Raw genomic sequence first — 17,397 nt, 5'->3', positions numbered from 1 at the left:
TGGTGACGACCATGTCGACATCCGACGACCGCGGCCTCGAGCTCCGGCTCGCCGACACCCAGCGCTCGCTCGCTGCTGTCACGAGCCAGAACGAGCGCCTCGCGAGCACGCTGCGCGATGCCCGCGACCAGATCACCAGCATGAAGGAGGAGATCGACCGTCTGGCGCAGCCGCCGGCCGGTTTCGGTGTCTTCCTCCAGCGCAACGACGACGACACCATCGACATCTTCACCGGCGGGCGGAAGCTGCGGGTGTCGGTGAGCCCGGCGGTGGACGTCGAGACGCTACGGAAGGGCCAGGAGGTCCTGCTCAACGAAGCCCTCAACGTCGTCGCCGCGTTCGACTTCGAGCAGGTCGGCGAGGTGGTGATGTACAAGGAGCTGCTCGCCGACGGTGAGCGCGTCCTCGTCATCGCCAACGCCGACGAGGAGCGCGTCGTGCGGCTGGCGCAGCCGCTCATCGGGCATCCCCTGCGGGCGGGCGACTCGCTCCTCCTCGACTCCCGGGCGGGCTACGCCTACGAGGTCGTGCCGAAGTCCGAGGTCGAGGAGCTGGTGCTCGAGGAGGTGCCCGACATCGCGTACGAGTCGATCGGCGGCCTCGGTGCGCAGATCGAGGCGATCCAGGACGCGGTCGAGCTGCCCTACCTGCACCCCGACCTGTTCCTCGAGCACGAGCTGAAGCCGCCGAAGGGCATCCTGCTCTACGGCCCGCCCGGCTGCGGCAAGACGCTCATCGCGAAGGCGGTCGCCAACTCGCTCGCCAAGAAGGTCGCGGCGAAGACGGGAGAGGACTCGGACGCGCGGGCGTTCTTCCTCAACATCAAGGGCCCCGAGCTGCTCAACAAGTACGTCGGCGAGACCGAGCGCCACATCCGCCTCGTGTTCCAGCGGGCGCGGGAGAAGGCGAGCCAGGGCACGCCGGTCATCGTGTTCTTCGACGAGATGGACTCGCTGTTCCGCACGCGCGGCTCGGGCGTCTCCTCCGACGTCGAGAACACGATCGTCCCGCAGCTGCTGAGCGAGATCGACGGCGTCGAGACGCTGGAGAACGTGCTCGTCATCGGTGCCTCCAACCGCGAGGACATGATCGACCCGGCCATCCTGCGGCCCGGCCGGCTCGACGTGAAGATCAAGATCGAGCGGCCCGACGCGGAGTCGGCCCGCGACATCTTCAGCAAGTACCTGACGACCAACCTGCCGTTGCACCTCGACGACCTCGCCGAGTTCGGCGGCGACCGCCAGGCCTGCGTCGACGGCATGATCCGCGCCACCGTGGAGCGCATGTACACCGAGAGCGAGGAGAACCGCTTCCTCGAGGTGACCTACGCGAACGGTGACAAGGAGGTCATGTACTTCAAGGACTTCAACTCGGGCGCGATGATCCAGAACATCGTCGACCGCGCGAAGAAGATGGCGATCAAGGACTTCCTCGAGCTCCAGCAGAAGGGGCTGCGCGTGCAGCACCTGCTGCAGGCCTGCGTCGACGAGTTCAAGGAGAACGAGGACCTGCCCAACACGACCAACCCCGACGACTGGGCGCGGATCTCCGGCAAGAAGGGCGAGCGGATCGTCTTCATCCGCACGCTCATCACCGGCAAGCAGGGCACGGAGCCCGGCCGCTCGATCGACACGGTCAGCAACACGGGCCAGTACCTCTGATCCACCCTCGCCGAGGAGGACCGTCCCCGGCCCGGCGTACGCTCGCCGCATGAGCGTGCGCCGGGTCATGGGCTCCGAGGTGGAATACGGCATCAGCGTGGTCGGGCAGCCGACCGCCAACCCGATGGTCGCCTCGTCGCAGGTCGTGAACGCCTACGCGTCGTCGGCGCTGCGCGCCCGCCGCGCCCGGTGGGACTTCGAGGAGGAGAACCCGCTGCGGGACGCGCGCGGCTTCGACCTCTCCCGCGGCCAGGCCGATCCCTCGTTGCTCACCGACGAGGACCTGGGGCTGGCCAACAGCATCCTCACCAACGGCGCGCGGCTCTACGTGGACCACGCCCACCCGGAGTACTCGAGCCCCGAGGTCGTCACGCCGCTCGACCTCGTGCGCTGGGACAAGGCGGGGGAGCGGATCATGCTCGAGGCGACCCGGCTCGCGGCCGGGCTCCCGCAGGGCCAGGCGATCGTGCTCTACAAGAACAACACCGACAACAAGGGCGCGTCCTACGGCGCCCACGAGAACTACCTGATGCGGCGCTCCACGCCGTTCGCCGACATCGTGCGCCACCTGACGCCGTTCTTCGTCTCGCGGCAGGTCGTCTGCGGCGCCGGCCGAGTGGGGATCGGCCAGGACGGCCGCACCCACGGGTTCCAGGTCAGCCAGCGAGCCGACTTCTTCGAGGTCGAGGTCGGGCTCGAGACGACCCTCAAGCGCCCGATCATCAACACGCGCGACGAGCCGCACGCGGATCCCGACCTGCACCGTCGGCTCCACGTCATCATCGGCGACGCCAACCTGGCGGAGGTGTCGACCTACCTCAAGGTCGGCACGACCGCGCTGGTGCTGGCGATGATCGAGGACGGCTTCATCGACGCCGACCTGTCGGTCGACGGGCCCGTCGCGGCGCTGCGCGCCGTCTCCCACGACCCGTCGCTCACCCACCTCGTCACGCTGAAGGACGGACGCCGGCTCACGGCCGTGCAGCTCCAGCGGGTCTACCTGGAGCTCGCCCACGCGTACGTCGACGAGCGGCTCGGCGGCGACGTCGACGCGGCGACCAAGGACGTGCTGGTGCGCTGGGGCTCCGTGCTCGACCGCCTCGAGCGCGACCCGTTCGAGTGCGCGGGCGAGCTCGACTGGGTGGCGAAGTACGCGCTGCTGCGGCAGTACCAGGAGCGCGACGGGCTCGACTGGGACGACGCGAAGCTCCACCTGATCGACCTGCAGTACTCGGACATCCGCCCGGAGAAGGGGCTCTACCACCGGCTGGTGGCCGCCGGTCGGATCGAGCGGCTCCTCACCGACGAGCAGGTCGCCGCGGCGATCCACGAGCCGCCGGAGGACACGCGGGCCTACTTCCGCGGGCGCTGCATCGAGAAGTTCGGGGACAGCGTCGCGGCCGCCTCGTGGGACTCGGTCATCTTCGACCTGCCCGGCCGGGAGTCGCTGCAGCGGATCCCCACGACAGACCCGCTGCGCGGCACGCGGGCCCACGTGGGTCGGCTGCTCGACGGCTGCGCTTCGGCCGAGGACCTGTTCGCGGCGCTGACCGGCTGACGCCGGACCAGCCCCCTCGGCCGCCGTCGAGTCGGTAGGGTCGTCACCACGGCTCGACGTCGGGGAGTCCCGGCGCCCGAGAGCCCGTCGATGAGGAGGTGCGGTCGTGGCACAGGAGCAGAAGCAGCCCCGGTCCTCGAGCGAGGAGACCGACGAGGTCACCGCCGAGGCGAGCAACGAGGTCGCGGAGCGCAAGGAGGCGCTCGACGACGACGTCGACTCGATCCTCGACGAGATCGACGAGGTCCTCGAGCAGAACGCGGAGGACTTCGTGAAGTCGTTCATCCAGAAGGGCGGGCAGTGACGCGTGACTGAGTCCCACCACGGGCCGGCCCAGGGTCTCGGTGCCCGGCTCCCCGCGGCGTACCTGACGCCCGGTTCCTCGTCCTTCTCCGACTTCGTCGCGGCGCAGGCGCCCGACCTCCTGCCGGGTCGGCGGGCGCTGCCCGCCGGCTCGGCCGGCGACCTCGCGCCGCACGGCACGACGATCGTCGCGCTCACGTTCCCCGGAGGCGTCCTCATGGCGGGCGACCGCCGGGCGACGATGGGCAACATCATCTCCAGCCGCGACATCGAGAAGGTGTTCCCGGCCGACGAGCTGAGCTGCGTCGGCATCGCCGGCACCGCGGGTCTCGCGGTCGAGATGGTGCGGCTCTTCCAGCTCGAGCTGGAGCACTACGAGAAGATCGAGGGCACGACGCTCTCGATGCAGGGCAAGGCGAACCGGCTCTCCGCCCTCATCCGCGGCAACCTCGGCCTGGCCATGCAGGGCCTGGCCGTCGTGCCCTTGTTCGCGGGCTTCGACGTCGACAGCGGTGAGGGACGCATCTTCAGCTACGACGTCGTCGGCGGCCGGGGTGAGGAGAACGGGTTCCACGCGGTGGGCTCCGGCTCGCTGTTCGCGCGCGGCTCGCTCAAGAAGCTCTACCGCACCGACCTCGACGCGCGCACCGCCGCGCTCGTGGCGCTGCAGGCGCTGTACGACGCGGCCGACGACGACTCCGCGACCGGGGGCCCCGACCTGACCCGGCGCATCTTCCCGATCGTCCACGTGATCACGGCCGACGGCGGTGCCCGGCTGCCCGAGGCCGAGGTCAACGCCCTGGCCGAGGAGGTCGTCGCCGGGCGGCTCACCCAGCCGAACGGTCCGCTCGCCCGGGTGGAGCAGCCCGGCGCCGGCGCCGGCACCGCAGAGGAGGACGCCCGATGAGCATGCCGTTCTACGTCTCGCCCGAGCAGCAGATGAAGGACCGGGCGGACTTCGCGCGCAAGGGCATCGCGCGCGGTCGCTCCGTCGTGGCGGTGCAGTACGCCGACGGCATCCTCTTCGCCTCGGAGAACCCGTCCCAGGCGCTGCACAAGGTCTCGGAGATCTACGACCGCATCGCGTTCGCCGCGGTGGGTCGCTACAACGAGTTCGAGTCCCTCCGCATCGCCGGCGTGCGCCTCGCCGACATGCGCGGCTTCTCCTACGACCGGCGCGACGTGACCGGCCGCAGCCTGGCGAACGCCTACGCGCAGACCCTCGGCGCGATCTTCTCCTCCGGTGGCGAGAAGCCCTACGAGGTGGAGATCTTCGTGGGCGAGATCGGCGAGTCGGCGGGCGCCGACCAGCTCTACCGGCTGACCTACGACGGCCAGGTGTTCGACGAGCACCGCTACGCGGTCATGGGCGGCGCGGCGGACGTCGTGGGGGCCTACCTGGAGGAGCACTACCAGGAGGGGGCGGACCTGGCGAGCGCGCTGGGCGTCGCCGTGGCCGCCCTCGGGCACTCCCGCAACGAGCGGGGCGAGGAGGCCGACCGGTCCATCGGCGTGGAGCAGCTGGAGGTGGCCGTCCTCGACCGCACCCGGGTGCAGCCGCGCAAGTTCCGGCGCCTGCGCGCCACGCAGCTGGAGACGCTGCTCGGCCCCGAGGGCGTGCCGCAGGGCTCGCCGCAGGACGCCTGACCTGGGCCTTCCACCCCACGGGCTCGCAACGGGGGCGGCGCGACGGAACTCGTCGTGTCGCCCCCGTCGTCACCACGGGCGCCGTATCGTTCGGTCATGGACCGTCGCATCTTCGGCATCGAGAACGAGTACGGGGTCACCTGCACGTTCCGCGGGCAGCGACGGCTCAGCCCCGACGAGGTGGCGCGCTACCTCTTCCGCCGCGTCGTCTCCTGGGGCCGCAGCAGCAACGTCTTCCTCCGCAACGGGGCCCGGCTCTACCTGGACGTCGGCAGCCACCCGGAGTACGCGACGCCCGAGTGCGACGACATCGCGGAGCTGGTGGCCCACGACAAGGCCGGGGAGCGGGTGCTCGAGGGCCTGCTCGTCGACGCCGAGCAGCGCCTCCACGACGAGGGCATCGCCGGCGACATCTACCTCTTCAAGAACAACACCGACTCCGCGGGCAACTCCTACGGCTGCCACGAGAACTACTTGGTGAGCCGGGCGGGGGAGTTCAGCCGCCTCGCGGACGTCCTCATCCCGTTCCTCGTCACCCGGCAGATCGTCGTCGGTGCCGGCAAGATCACGCACACGCCGCGGGGTGCGACGTACACCGTCAGCCAGCGGGCGGAGCACATCTGGGAGGGCGTCAGCAGCGCGACGACGCGCAGCCGCCCCATCATCAACACGCGGGACGAGCCGCACGCGGACGCGGAGCGGTACCGCCGCCTGCACGTCATCGTCGGCGACTCCAACATGAGCGAGACCACCACGATGCTGAAGGTGGCCAGCTGCGACCTGGTGCTCCGGATGATCGAGGAGGGGGTCGTCATGCGCGACCTCACGCTCGAGAACCCGATCCGTGCGATCCGCGAGATCTCCCACGACCTGTCCGGCCAGCGACGGGTGCGGCTCGCGAACGGGCGGGAGGCGAGCGCGCTGGAGATCCAGTCGGAGTACCTCGCGAAGGCGCGTGACTTCGTCGACCGCCGCGGCATCTCGACCCCGCTCATCGAGCGGGTGCTCGATCTCTGGGAGCGCGGCATCAAGGCCGTGGAGTCGGACGACCTCGGGCTCGTCGACACCGAGATCGACTGGGTCATCAAGTGGAAGCTCATCGAGGCCTACCGCGCGAAGCACGGGCTGCCGATGAGCCACCCCCGCATCGCCCAGCTGGACCTGGCCTACCACGACATCCGGCGGGACCGCGGGTTGTTCTACCTGCTCCAGAACCGCGGCAAGGCGGCCCGCGTCACCACCGACATCGAGATCCTGCAGGCCAAGTCGGTGCCGCCGCAGACCACGCGGGCCCGCCTGCGCGGCGAGTTCATCAAGAAGGCCCAGGAGCGCCGCCGCGACTTCACGGTCGACTGGGTGCACCTCAAGCTCAACGACCAGGCCCAGCGCACCGTCCTGTGCAAGGACCCCTTCCGCTCGGAGGACGAGCGCGTCCAGCGCCTCATCGACGGGATGTGACCGGAGGGGGTACGCCGCCCGAGCGACGCCACCCGGGTCGGTAAGGTGACCGCGGTTCCTTGCCGATTCGAGACGAAGGGTGACCTCGTGCGCACTTCCCGGTCCGTCCGCCGTGTGTCCGGCGCGTTCCTCGCCGCGGTCCTGCCGCTGACCGCGCTCGCCGCGTGCGGCGACTCCGACGACCAGGACGCGGGCCTCGACCAGGTCACCGTCAGCGGGGAGCTCGGGCTCGCGCCCGAGGTCGAGATCGACGGGGAGCTGTCGCCCGAGGGGTTCGGCTCGAAGACCGTGATCGAGGGCGACGGCCAGACCGTCGAGGAGGGCTCCGACGTCGTCCTCCAGGCGTGGATCGGCAACGGCATCACGGGCCAGGAGGCCTTCTCGACCTACGAGTTCGGTGACCCGGGCATCGTGCCCGTGTCCTCCGAGGCGCCGTCCACCACGGTCGCTGCCGCGCTCCAGCAGACGGCGGCGTCCCTGCTGCTCGACCCGCTCACGAACGCGATGCCGGCGTCGATCGCCGACAGCCTCGAGGGCGTGAAGGCCGGGTCGCGGGTCGTCGTGGTGTCGGACTACGAGAACGCGTTCGGCGGCGACGGCCAGGCGAACATCGGCATCGGCAACCGCGACCCCGTCGTCTACGTCATCGACGTCCTCGCCGTGGCCCTCGACGGCCCGGAGGGCACCGAGGAGGCCGCCCCCGAGGGTCTGCCGACCCTCGTGGAGAGCGGCGACGAGGTCACCGGCTTCGACTTCGAGGGAGCGGCCGAGCCGACCGACGAGCTGCAGGTCGCCACGCTCGTCGAGGGTGACGGCCCCGTCGTCGAGGAGGGTGCGCTGCTGGTCGCCAACTACCTCGGTCAGACCTTCGGCGGCGAGGCGCCCTTCGACGAGTCCTACTCGGGCGGTCTGCCGCGCGCCTTCGTGGTGGGCGGACCGAACGCCGGTGTGATCGAGGGCTGGAACGAGGCGCTCGTCGGGCTCAAGGCCGGCACCCGCGTCGTGCTCGGGATCCCGCCGGAGCTCGGCTACGGCGAGGCGGGCAACGAGCAGGCGGGCATCTCGGGCACCGACACGCTCTACTTCGTCGTCGACGTGCTCGGATCCGTCGTGCTCCCCGAGGCGCCTGCCGAGACCGAGCCGACCGACCCGGCGGCCACGGACCCGGCTACCACGGACCCGGCCGCCACGGAGTCGACCGAGGCGCCCGTCGACCCGAGCGCGCCGGCCACCGAGTGACGCGACGCGCGATCCGATGACCCGGCCATGAGCGGACGGCGCAGCGAGCGGCTCATGAAGCTGCTCATCATGCTGCTCGTGCAGCGGGGCTTCGTCTCCAAGGCACGGATCCGGGCGGAGCTCTACGCCGACCTCGGCGACGCGGCGTTCGACCGCGCCTTCGAGCGCGACAAGGACGAGCTCCGCGGGCTCGGCGTACCGGTCGAGGTCGGGTCGTTCGACCCGCTCTTCGAGGACGAGCTGGGCTACCGGGTGCCGGCCGCGGAGTTCGCGCTGCCGGAGATCGCCCTGGAGCCGGACGAGGCGGCGGTGCTCGGTGTCGCGACGCAGGTCTGGCAGAGCGCCCGGCTGTCCGACGCCGCACGCACCGGTCTGCGCAAGCTGACGGCAGCCCGGCGCGGATCGGAGGGCGATCCCGAGACCGAGGCGGCCGAGTCGATCGACGCCGCCGACCTCGGCGTCGCCGTGCCGCGCGTCGGTGCGGAGGAGCCCTCGTTCGAGGTGATGGTCGAGGCCGTGCACTCCCGCACGGCGGTCGAGTTCGACTACCGGGGACGTCGCGACGCGACGCCGACCCGCCGTCACCTCCAGCCGTGGGGCCTCGTGCGCTACGGCAGCCGCTGGTACGCCGTCGGTCTCGACACCGACCGGGACGCCGAGCGCGTGTTCCGGCTGTCGCGCATCGTCGGCACCGCGCGCGCCGTGGGGCGCCGCGACGCCTTCGTGCCCCCCGCCGGCGTGGACGTCTCCGAGGTCGCCCGGCGGCTGCGGCCCGCGCCCCCGACGGGGGACCCCGCGGTGCTGCTGGTACGCCGCGGGGTCGGGTTCGCGCTGCGGCGCGACGCCACGAGCACCGAGCCCGGCGTGCTCGGGCCGGACGGCACCGACGGGTGGGACCGCGTCACGCTGCCCTGGTCGGGTCCCGTCGCGCTGCGGCTCGTGCTCGAGCACGGACCCGACGTCGTCGTCGAGGGCCCGCCCGCCCTGCGTGACGACGTCGTGGCGGCCCTGCGCGCCGCGCTCGACCCGACGGACCGTCCCGAGGAGGAGCCCGCATGAGCACCACCGGCACCGGCGCCCGCGAGCAGGTCGGCCGCATGCTCGCCCTGGTGCCCTACCTCAACGCGCGCGGCACCGTGCACGTCGAGGAGGCGGCGCGGGACCTCGGGCTGACCCCGCAGCAGATCGTCAAGGACCTCCACGTCCTCTTCATGTGCGGCCTGCCCGGCGGCTACCCGGACGACCTCATCGACGTCGACATCTCGGCGCTGGTGCAGCCGGACGGCGACCGGCTGATCCGCATGTCGAACGCGGACTACCTGGACCGCCCGCTGCGGCTCTCGCCGACCGAGGCCTCCGCCCTCGTGGTGGCGCTCCGCGTCGTACGCGGGTCAGCGGAGGCCGACGCCCGGGACGTCGTGGACCGGGTGCTGCACAAGCTGGAGGCCGCCCTCGGCGACGAGGCGGCGATCGACGCGGGGGAGGACGGCTCGGGCGTGGACCCGGCCGCCGACGTGCGGGCGCAGCTGGAGCAGGCGGTGGCCGCCGAGCGGCAGGTGCTGCTGCGCTACCACGTGCCGTCGCGCGACGAGGTCGTCGAGCGCACGGTCGACCCGCACCTCGTCACCGAGCACGGGAACGTCGCCTACCTCGACGCCTGGTGCCACGCCGCCGACGCGCCGCGCACCTTCCGCGTCGACCGCATCGTCGAGGCCCGCACGCTCGACTCGGCCGTGCGCGTCCGGGCCGACGCCACCGCGACGGGCGCCGGGGCGACGCAGGCGGAGGCCACGTTCGAGCCGTTCGTGCCGCCCGCCGACAGCCCGCTGGCGACGCTGCTCCTCGACGCCGAGGTGCGCTGGCTGCCCGACTACCTCCCCGTCGTCGCGCAGCGCGAGCGCGCCGACGGCCGGTCGGAGGTCGACCTCCACGTCGTCGACCCGCGGTGGCTGGTGCGGCTGGTCTCGCGGCACGCCCCGCACGTGTCGGTGCTGGCCCCCGCCGAGCTCGCCTCGGCGTTCACCGCCCGTGCACAGGAGACGCTCAGCCTGTACGCCTGACGTCGCGTACAGTGGACGAGCCGTCTCCGACAGTCTGTGAGGAACATCGTGGTCCAGCCACTCATCGCCATGCCGGGAGGGTGGGAGCTCGTCCTGATCATCCTGGTGATCGTGCTGCTCTTCGGCGCCAAGAAGCTCCCCGAGCTCGCCCGCGGCACCGGCCAGGCGCTCCGCATCTTCAAGTCGGAGACCAAGGGTCTGATCGACGACGACGACGAGAAGGACGCGAAGGACCGCGGCACCGCCGCCGACCCCGCCACGCGCCCGCTCGAGGCCCGCCAGGTGGAGGACGCCGAGGCCGTGCGCCAGGAGCGTCGCGACACCACCAACGGCTGACCTCCGCACCGTCCTCCGTGGCTATCAAGGGACTCCTGCGCTTCTACTCGGTCCGCCCGGTCCACTCCGTCGGCGACGACGGCCGCATGGCGCTCTCCGACCACCTGCGGGAGCTGCGCGGTCGCGTGATGCGCGCCGTCACCGCCTGGGTCGTGGCTCTGGTCGTCGCGCTCTTCTTCTTCGACCAGATCTTCGCGCTCGTCTTCGACCCCTACAAGCAGGCGGCGGAGCGGCTCGGCGGTGGCACCGACACCCAGGCGACCATCGCCGGCGTCGGTGGGCCGCTCGTGCTCTACCTCAAGCTCTGCGGCATGGCCGCCCTCGTGGTGACCAGCCCGTACTGGCTGCACCAGATCTGGTCGTTCATCCTCCCGGGGCTGCACGCCCACGAGCGCAAGTGGAGCCGCGTCTTCGCCGCGTTCGCCGGTCCGCTCTTCATGATCGGCGTGCTGGTGGGCTACCTGACGCTGCCCAAGGGCCTCGAGATCCTCATCGGGTTCACCCAGGCCGACCTCACCAACCTGGTCGAGTTCGGTGACTACTTCTCGTTCCTGGTGCGCACGCTGCTGGTCTTCGGGATCTCCTTCGAGATCCCGGTCTTCCTCATCCTGCTCAACCTGACCGGCCTGCTGCCGGGGCGGGTCATCGGGCAGTACCGGCCGTGGTTCGTCATCGGCATCTTCGTCTTCGCGGCCATCGCCACGCCCTCGACCGACCCGTTCACGATGCTCTTCCTCGCGCTCCCCATGTGTGCCCTCGTCGGCGTCTCGGAGGTCATCGCGCGGGTCCTCGACAAGCGCAAGGCCGCGCGGTCGCCGTACTCCGGGCTGTCGCCCGACGAACCGTCGCCGATCTGAGGCGGCGGTGCGGCGGATCGCCCTCCTGACCCACCCCGGCGCGGGTCGCGGCCGGGGCGCCCGCGCGCGCTCGGTGGTCCTGCCCCGCCTGCGCGACGCCGGGTTCGACGTCGTGGACCTGGTCGGTCGCGACGTCGACGAGGCACGGCGTCTCGCCGGCGCGGCCGTCGCCGACGGCGTCGAGGCCCTCGTCGCATGCGGCGGCGACGGGACGGTCCACCTCGCGCTGCAGCACGTCGTGCCGGCGGGCATCCCGCTCGGGGTCGTGCCGGCCGGCACGGGCAACGACCTCGCGCGCGAGCTCGGCCTGCCGACCGCACCGGTGGCGGCGGCGGACCGGATCATCGCGGGCCCGCGCCGTACGCTCGACGTCGCGCGGGTCGGTGACCGCTACGTCGCCACCGTCGTGGCGTGCGGCTTCGACGCCCTCGTCGCGGAGCGGGCCGACGCCATGACCTGGCCGCGGGGGCCGCTGCGGTACGTCGCGGCGACCGCCGTCGAGCTCCGCAGCCTCGCGCCGCGGCGGTACACGCTCGAGCTCGACGGGCGCGTGCGTACGGTGGAGGGCGTGCTCGCGGCCGTCGGCAACACCTCGTCGTTCGGCGGTGGGCTGCGCATCACCGAGGGCGCGGAGCCCGACGACGGGCTGCTCGACGTCGTGGTCGTGCGCTCGCTCGACCGCCGCGGTCTCGTGCGGGCGTTCCCGCACCTCTACCGCGGCACCCACACCACCCACCCGGCCTACGAGCACCACCGGGTCCGGTCGGCGACGATCGCCGCCGCCGACATCACCGCCTACGCGGACGGGGAGCCCTTGGGCTCCCTGCCGCTGACCGTGACCGCCGTTCCCGCGGCGCTCACGGTGATCGCCTGAAGGGGCTGCCCATGACCGACCGGTCCGACACCGCCGAGCCGAGCGCCGCCGAGCGGTACGCCGCGTTCCGCAAGTCCCAGTCGCACCCGCTGCTCCACGACTTCGCGGCGGGCTTCTCGTTCGGCCTCGACGACTTCCAGCTGCGCGCCTGCCGCGAGCTGGAGGACGGCCGCGGCGTGCTCGTCGCGGCCCCGACCGGCTCCGGCAAGACGGTCGTGGGCGAGTTCGCGGTGCACCTGGCGCTGGCCGAGGGCCGCAAGTGCTTCTACACGACGCCCATCAAGGCGCTGTCGAACCAGAAGTACAACGACCTCGTCGACCGGTACGGCGCGGACCGCGTCGGTCTGCTCACCGGCGACAACGCGGTCAACGGCGAGGCGCCGATCGTCGTCATGACGACCGAGGTGCTGCGCAACATGATCTACGCCGGGTCGCGCACGCTGTCCGAGCTCGGCTACGTGGTGATGGACGAGGTGCACTACCTGGCCGATCGCAACCGCGGTGCCGTCTGGGAGGAGGTCATCATCCACCTCCCCGAGTCGGTGGTGGTGGTCTCGCTGTCGGCGACGGTGTCCAACGCAGAGGAGTTCGGCGAGTGGCTCGCCACGGTGCGCGGCGACACGACGACGATCGTCGAGGAGCGCCGTCCCGTCCCGCTCTTCCAGCACGTCATCGTGGGGCGGCAGCTGCACGACCTGTTCGCGCGGAGCGACGAGGCGGCCAGCGCCGGTTTCGCCGGCGACGGCGCGAAGGTCAACCCGCACCTGCTCAAGATCGCCCGGGACGACTGGGCGAGCAGCCGGATCCGCGACCGCCGCACGCCCAAGGGCCAGCGCCACGGCGGCAGCCAGGGCCGCGGGGGCGCGGGGCGCGGCCGCGACGTCGGGAACGGCCGGCGCATGTGGATCCCCAGCCGCGCCGAGGTGGTCCAGCGCCTCGACCGCGAGGGGCTCCTGCCCGCCATCACCTTCATCTTCAGCCGGGCCGGGTGCGACGCGGCCGTCTCGCAGTGCCTCGACGCCGACCTCTGGCTCACCGACGCCGAGGAGCAGAAGGAGATCCGCGCCTACGTCGAGGAGCGGTGCGCCGACCTGCCCCGCGCCGACCGCCAGGTGCTGGGCTACGCGACCTTCCTCGAGGGGCTGACCCGCGGGGTCGCGGCGCACCACGCCGGCATGCTCCCGACCTTCAAGGAGTGCGTCGAGGAGCTCTTCGTCCGCGGCCTGGTGCGGGCGGTCTTCGCCACGGAGACCCTGGCGCTGGGCATCAACATGCCGGCCCGCACCGTGGTCCTCGAGAAGCTGGTGAAGTGGAACGGCGAGGCGCACGCCGACATCACGCCGGGGGAGTACACCCAGCTGACGGGCCGCGCGGGTCGCCGCGGGCTCGACGTCGAGGGCCACGCGGTCGTCGTCTGGCAGCAGGGCATGAACCCGACGGACGTCGCCGGCCTGGCGTCGACCCGCACCTACCCGCTCCGCTCCTCGTTCCGGCCGTCCTACAACATGGCCGTCAACCTCGTGCACCGCTTCGGCCGCGACCGCTCGCGGCAGCTCCTCGAGAGCTCGTTCGCGCAGTTCCAGGCCGACAAGGCGGTGGTGGGCCTCGCCCGGCAGCTCCACAAGAGCGACGAGGCGCTCGCGGGCTACGCCGAGGCCGCGACCTGCGACCGCGGCGACTTCATGGAGTACGCCGCGCTCCGCCGCCGGGTGTCGGAGGCCGAGAAGGAGGGGTCCCGGGCGCGCCGGAGCGACCGGCGCGAGGACGTCGTGGGCTCGCTGACCCGGCTCAAGGTCGGCGACGTCATCAAGGTGCCGGGCGGCAAGTTCGCCGGTTGGGCCGTGGTGACCGATCCCGGCCTGGGCCGCGACGAGCCCCGGCCCTCGGTCGTGACCGTCGGCCGGCAGTCGCGGCGCCTGGGTCTCATCGACTTCCCGGAGCCCGTGCGCGCCGCCAGCCGCATCCGTATGCCCAAGAACTTCGACGGCCGCAACCCCCAGCAGCGGCGCGACCTCGCGGCGTACCTCACCAACCACGTGCGCGACCTGCCGCCGCCCCCGCCGGTCGAGCCGGCCCGGGAGGGCCGGTCGGGCCGTGCCGGTGGGACGGCCGGGGCCGACGGCCACGGGACCGGGCCCGAGCGCGTGGCCGCCGAGGTCGAGCGCCTGCGCGCCGAGATGAAGGCGCACCCCTGCCACTCCTGTCCCGACCGCGAGACCCACGCGCGGTGGGCGGAACGCTGGTTCAAGCTCGACCGGGAGGCGACCACCCTGCGGCGGCGCATCGAGTCGCGCACCAACACCATCGCGCGGCAGTTCGACCGGGTCAGCGACGTGCTCAAGGCGCTCGACTACCTCGACGGCGAGACGGTCACGGACCGTGGGCGCGCGCTCATGCGCATCTACTCGGAGCTCGACCTCGTCGCGGCCGAGGCGTTGCGCCTCGGCGCGTGGGAGGGGCTCGACGCACCCGACCTCGCGGCGGCCCTGTCCGTGCTGGTGTTCGAGGCTCGGCGCACGGACGACGGTCGCGGGCCGCGGCTGCCGTCGGCGAAGGTGTCCGAGGCCGTCAGCCTGACGCGTCGGCTCTGGGCCGACCTGTCCGTGCTGGAGAAGCACCACAAGCTCGACCAGCTGCGCGAGCCGGACGCCGGGTTCGCCTGGGCGGCCCACGCGTGGGCGCGGGGCGACGACCTCGACGACATCCTGCGGGCCACCGGCATGCCCGCCGGCGACTTCGTGCGCGTCGTCAAGCAGCTCCTCGACGTGACCGACCAGATCGCCGCCGCGACGACGAGCACCACCCTGCGTCGTACGGCGCGGGAGGCGGGCGACCTGCTCAACCGCGGGATCGTGGCCTACACGACGGTCGCCGCGGAGATCTGAACCGGTGGGGGACCTGCTGCTCCGCCCCTGGCGGCGCGAGGACGCCGAGGCGGTGCTCGAGATCTTCGCGGCGTCGTCGGACCTGGACACGCAGTACCCGTGGCCGGTGCGGACGCTCGCCGATGCGGCGGCCTGCCTCGAGCGGATGCTGGCGTGGCAGCCGGACCCGGCGGCGGGGGAGCAGTACCCGCTCGCGGTGGTCGCGGACGGCGTGCCGGTCGCGAACGTGGCGCTCACGTCGGTGTCGCGGCGGCACGGCACGGCGTGGGTGTCGTACTTCAGCTCGGGGGCCGCGCGCGGCCGGGGCCACGTGCGGCGGTCGCTGGCGGCCGTCGTGGAGTGGGCCTTCACCGACCTCGACCTGTTCCGCCTCGAGCTGGGGCACCGCACGAACAACCCGGCGTCGGGGGCAGTGGCGGAGGCGGTGGGCTTCGTGCCGGAGGGCGTCGAGCGGGCCAAGCTGCGCTACGGCGACGAGCGGTTCGACGTGCGCACGATGGCGCTGCTCGCGACGGACCCCCGCCCGGCGGCTCGGCCGGGCGAGGGTCGCATGGAGCTGGCGGTCGGGCTCAGGCGGTCGCGGACCTGACGGCGTCGACGATCGCGGTGGTGCCGCCGACCAGCTCCCACTGGTGGCCGACGGAGGTCGGCTCGTCGAGCACGGTGGCGACGACGGCCGCGACGTCCCCGCGGGTGACGTCCCCCCGCTCGACCTCGGGGGCGAGGGTCACGGTGCCGGTCGGCGGGTCGTCCGTGAGGCGGCCCGGCCGGATGATCGTCCAGTGCAGGCCGGAGGCGCGGAGCGCCTTGTCGGCGTCGCGCTTGGCCGCGACGTACTCCTTCCACACCGGCTCCGCGTCGTCGGGGACCGTCTGGTCGACCCCGATCGCGGAGATCTGCACGAAGCGCTCCACGCCGGCCTGACGCGCCCCGGCGATGGAGCCGAGGGAGCCGCCGAGGTCGACGGTGCGCTTGCGCTCGGCGTTGCCGTCGGGTCCGCCGCCGGCGGCGAAGACGACGGCGTCGGCGCCCTCGAACGCGGCCGCGTAGTCGTCGGGCCGGCTGTTCTCGATGTCGAGGATGCCCACCTCGGCGCCGAGCGCCTCGAGGTCAGGGGCGTAGGACGCCGTGCGCACGAGCGCCACCGGCGTGTGCCCCGCCTGCACCAGCAGGGGGTGCAGCAGCCGGGCGATCTGACCATTTCCTCCGACGATTGCGATGCGTGCCATGCGCTCCACCGTACGGACGCCCTCTAACTCCGCGCCGAGTTGTCACGTACGCCGCGGTTGGGTCGTCGAGTTGGGTCGAACGCCGCGGCAGGATCGTCGAGTTGGGCTTTCCGGCTGGATCAATCCGTGCGTACGACCCATCTCGACGCCTGAGCCGCGGCGTACGACCCATCTCGACGCCTGAGCCGCGGCGTACGACCCATCTCGACGCCGGAGCCGCGGCGTACGACCCATCTCGACGCCTGAGCCGCGGCGTACGTGACAACTCGACGGAACCCGGGGTCAGGCGTCGAGCGCCCCGAGCACCTCGGTGAGGCGGGTGGCGCTGGTGCCGAGGTCCCAGCGCTCGGTGAGCGCCGCGGCGGCGTCGGGGTCCGCCGGCGCGGGCGGCAGCGTCAGGTCCACGTCCCGCACGGGGAGGTCCCGCACGACGGCGACGACGGTCGGCGCCACGTCGAGGTAGGCCGCGGCGTCCTTCACCTTCGCCCGCACCCCGGGCGCCATGTCGGCCGTCGGGTCCTCGGCGGCGGCGCGGATGCCGGCGATGTCGCCGAACCGGCCGAGCAGGGTGGCCGCCGTCTTCTCCCCGACGCCCTTGACGCCCGGCAGGCCGTCGGAGGTGTCCCCGCGCAACGTCGCGAAGTCGGCGTACTGGTCGGCGCGCACGCCGTACTTCTCCAGCACCACCGCCTCGTCCACCCGCTCGTGGCGGCCGACGCCCCGGGCGGTGTAGAGCACCCGCACCTCGACCGCGTCGTCGACCAGCTGGAACAGGTCACGGTCGCCGGTCACGACGTCGACGGGCATCCCCGCCCCGGTGGCGAGGGTGCCGATCACGTCGTCGGCCTCGTGCTCCGGCGCACCGACGACGGGCAGCCCCCACGCCGCGAGCACGTCGCGGATGATCGGCACCTGGACCTGCAGCGGGTCGGGCACCTCCTCGACGTCCGGGTCGGCGGTCCGCTCCTCCACCACGCGGTGCGCCTTGTAGGTCGGCAGCAGGTCCACGCGCCACTGCGGGCGCCAGTCGTCGTCCCAGCAGCAGGCGAGATGGGTGGGCCGGTACTCGTCCGTCAGCCGCGAGACGAAGTCCATGAGCCCGCGCACGGCGTTGACCGGCGTGCCGTCCGCCGCCCGCATCGAGTCGGGCACCCCGAAGAACGCCCGGAAGTAGAGCGAGGCGGTGTCGAGCAGGAGCAGGCGCGGGGTTCGGGTCGGCACGGCGCGATCCTGCCACGGACCAGCGGGCCGTGCGCGCCCCGCGCGCCCCGGGGCATCCGGGCCGCGATG

Annotated in this window: 16 protein-coding genes; 14 read left to right on the top strand and 2 right to left on the bottom strand. The window is 72.5% G+C overall.

Annotated features, from left to right (window positions below; all coding sequences use genetic code 11):
• Nucleotides 1-11: 11 nt before the first annotated feature.
• The 14 genes from arc to QE405_RS07205 all read left to right on the top strand — a co-directional run bounded on the left by arc (nt 12) and on the right by QE405_RS07205 (nt 15,467).
• Nucleotides 12-1,661, top strand: a complete 1,650-nt coding sequence (gene arc / locus QE405_RS07270; protein WP_307199534.1) for a proteasome ATPase — start codon at nt 12-14, stop codon at nt 1,659-1,661.
• Nucleotides 1,662-1,710: 49 nt separating this feature from the next.
• Nucleotides 1,711-3,219, top strand: coding sequence for a depupylase/deamidase Dop (gene dop, locus QE405_RS07265; RefSeq protein ID WP_307199533.1), 1,509 nt, complete (start codon nt 1,711-1,713; stop codon nt 3,217-3,219).
• Between the two features lie 106 nt (nt 3,220-3,325).
• The gene (locus QE405_RS07260) at nt 3,326-3,523 is read left to right on the top strand and encodes a ubiquitin-like protein Pup (protein ID WP_307199532.1); all 198 of its coding nucleotides are present in this window, start codon (nt 3,326-3,328) and stop codon (nt 3,521-3,523) included.
• Nucleotides 3,524-3,526: 3 nt separating this feature from the next.
• Entirely contained in the window at nt 3,527-4,429 is a 903-nt protein-coding gene (gene prcB, locus QE405_RS07255; RefSeq protein ID WP_307199531.1) for a proteasome subunit beta, read from the top strand.
• Complete coding sequence (gene prcA, locus QE405_RS07250; protein WP_307199530.1) at nt 4,426-5,169, top strand: proteasome subunit alpha; 744 nt, start codon at nt 4,426-4,428, stop codon at nt 5,167-5,169. Before prcB ends, prcA begins: the two co-directional genes overlap by 4 nt.
• Before the next feature lie 96 nt (nt 5,170-5,265).
• Nucleotides 5,266-6,627 (top strand): Pup--protein ligase, encoded by a 1,362-nt coding sequence (gene pafA / locus QE405_RS07245; protein ID WP_307199529.1) that lies wholly within the window; start codon nt 5,266-5,268, stop codon nt 6,625-6,627.
• A gap of 87 nt (nt 6,628-6,714) precedes the next feature.
• The gene (locus QE405_RS07240) at nt 6,715-7,866 is read left to right on the top strand and encodes an FKBP-type peptidyl-prolyl cis-trans isomerase (protein WP_307199528.1); all 1,152 of its coding nucleotides are present in this window, start codon (nt 6,715-6,717) and stop codon (nt 7,864-7,866) included.
• A 27-nt stretch (nt 7,867-7,893) separates the two neighbouring features.
• Nucleotides 7,894-8,925, top strand: a complete 1,032-nt coding sequence (locus QE405_RS07235) for a helix-turn-helix transcriptional regulator (RefSeq protein ID WP_307199527.1) — start codon at nt 7,894-7,896, stop codon at nt 8,923-8,925.
• Nucleotides 8,922-9,926, top strand: coding sequence for a helix-turn-helix transcriptional regulator (locus QE405_RS07230; RefSeq protein WP_307199526.1), 1,005 nt, complete (start codon nt 8,922-8,924; stop codon nt 9,924-9,926). The genes QE405_RS07235 and QE405_RS07230 overlap by 4 nt, the downstream gene beginning before the upstream one ends.
• A 48-nt stretch (nt 9,927-9,974) precedes the next feature.
• A complete protein-coding gene (gene tatA, locus QE405_RS07225; RefSeq protein ID WP_307199525.1) occupies nt 9,975-10,262 on the top strand; it encodes a Sec-independent protein translocase subunit TatA in 288 nt (95 codons plus the stop codon).
• Nucleotides 10,263-10,279: 17 nt separating this feature from the next.
• On the top strand, nt 10,280-11,119 hold the full coding sequence (tatC, locus tag QE405_RS07220) for a twin-arginine translocase subunit TatC (protein ID WP_307199524.1): 840 nt from the start codon (nt 10,280-10,282) through the stop codon (nt 11,117-11,119).
• A 7-nt stretch (nt 11,120-11,126) separates the two neighbouring features.
• The gene (locus QE405_RS07215; protein ID WP_307199523.1) at nt 11,127-11,993 is read left to right on the top strand and encodes a diacylglycerol/lipid kinase family protein; all 867 of its coding nucleotides are present in this window, start codon (nt 11,127-11,129) and stop codon (nt 11,991-11,993) included.
• 11 nt (nt 11,994-12,004) lie between these two features.
• Nucleotides 12,005-14,878 carry a DEAD/DEAH box helicase gene (locus QE405_RS07210; RefSeq protein ID WP_307199522.1) on the top strand — a complete coding sequence of 958 codons (2,874 nt, stop codon included), beginning with the start codon at nt 12,005-12,007 and terminating at the stop codon, nt 14,876-14,878.
• 4 nt (nt 14,879-14,882) lie between these two features.
• The gene (locus QE405_RS07205) at nt 14,883-15,467 is read left to right on the top strand and encodes a GNAT family N-acetyltransferase (RefSeq protein WP_307199521.1); all 585 of its coding nucleotides are present in this window, start codon (nt 14,883-14,885) and stop codon (nt 15,465-15,467) included.
• On the opposite strand, the gene QE405_RS07200 is transcribed toward QE405_RS07205, so the two are convergent.
• Both QE405_RS07200 and QE405_RS07195 read right to left on the bottom strand, forming a co-directional pair.
• Nucleotides 15,448-16,107, bottom strand: a complete 660-nt coding sequence (locus QE405_RS07200; protein ID WP_307199520.1) for an SDR family oxidoreductase — start codon at nt 16,105-16,107, stop codon at nt 15,448-15,450. The genes QE405_RS07205 and QE405_RS07200 overlap by 20 nt on opposite strands.
• Nucleotides 16,108-16,389: 282 nt before the next feature.
• Nucleotides 16,390-17,328 carry a 5'-3' exonuclease gene (locus QE405_RS07195; RefSeq protein WP_307199519.1) on the bottom strand — a complete coding sequence of 313 codons (939 nt, stop codon included), beginning with the start codon at nt 17,326-17,328 and terminating at the stop codon, nt 16,390-16,392.
• Nucleotides 17,329-17,397 lie beyond the last annotated feature (69 nt).

This window comes from Nocardioides zeae, from assembly GCF_030818655.1.
Lineage (GTDB): Bacteria > Actinomycetota > Actinomycetes > Propionibacteriales > Nocardioidaceae > Nocardioides > Nocardioides zeae_A.
The sequence above is the reverse complement of the archived record's forward strand: the minus strand, read 5'-3'. Positions and strand labels throughout refer to the sequence as shown.

What these genes read in the sequence shown, in the direction of transcription:
- arc (WP_307199534.1), top strand. Translation starts at nt 12, where the DNA reads ATGTCGACATCCGACGACCGCGGCCTCGAGCTCCGGCTCGCCGACACC.
- dop (WP_307199533.1), top strand. Translation starts at nt 1,711, where the DNA reads ATGAGCGTGCGCCGGGTCATGGGCTCCGAGGTGGAATACGGCATCAGC.
- prcA (WP_307199530.1), top strand. Translation starts at nt 4,426, where the DNA reads ATGAGCATGCCGTTCTACGTCTCGCCCGAGCAGCAGATGAAGGACCGG.
- pafA (WP_307199529.1), top strand. Translation starts at nt 5,266, where the DNA reads ATGGACCGTCGCATCTTCGGCATCGAGAACGAGTACGGGGTCACCTGC.
- QE405_RS07235 (WP_307199527.1), top strand. Translation starts at nt 7,894, where the DNA reads ATGAGCGGACGGCGCAGCGAGCGGCTCATGAAGCTGCTCATCATGCTG.
- QE405_RS07230 (WP_307199526.1), top strand. Translation starts at nt 8,922, where the DNA reads ATGAGCACCACCGGCACCGGCGCCCGCGAGCAGGTCGGCCGCATGCTC.
- QE405_RS07210 (WP_307199522.1), top strand. Translation starts at nt 12,005, where the DNA reads ATGACCGACCGGTCCGACACCGCCGAGCCGAGCGCCGCCGAGCGGTAC.
- QE405_RS07200 (WP_307199520.1), bottom strand. Translation starts at nt 16,107, where the DNA reads ATGGCACGCATCGCAATCGTCGGAGGAAATGGTCAGATCGCCCGGCTG.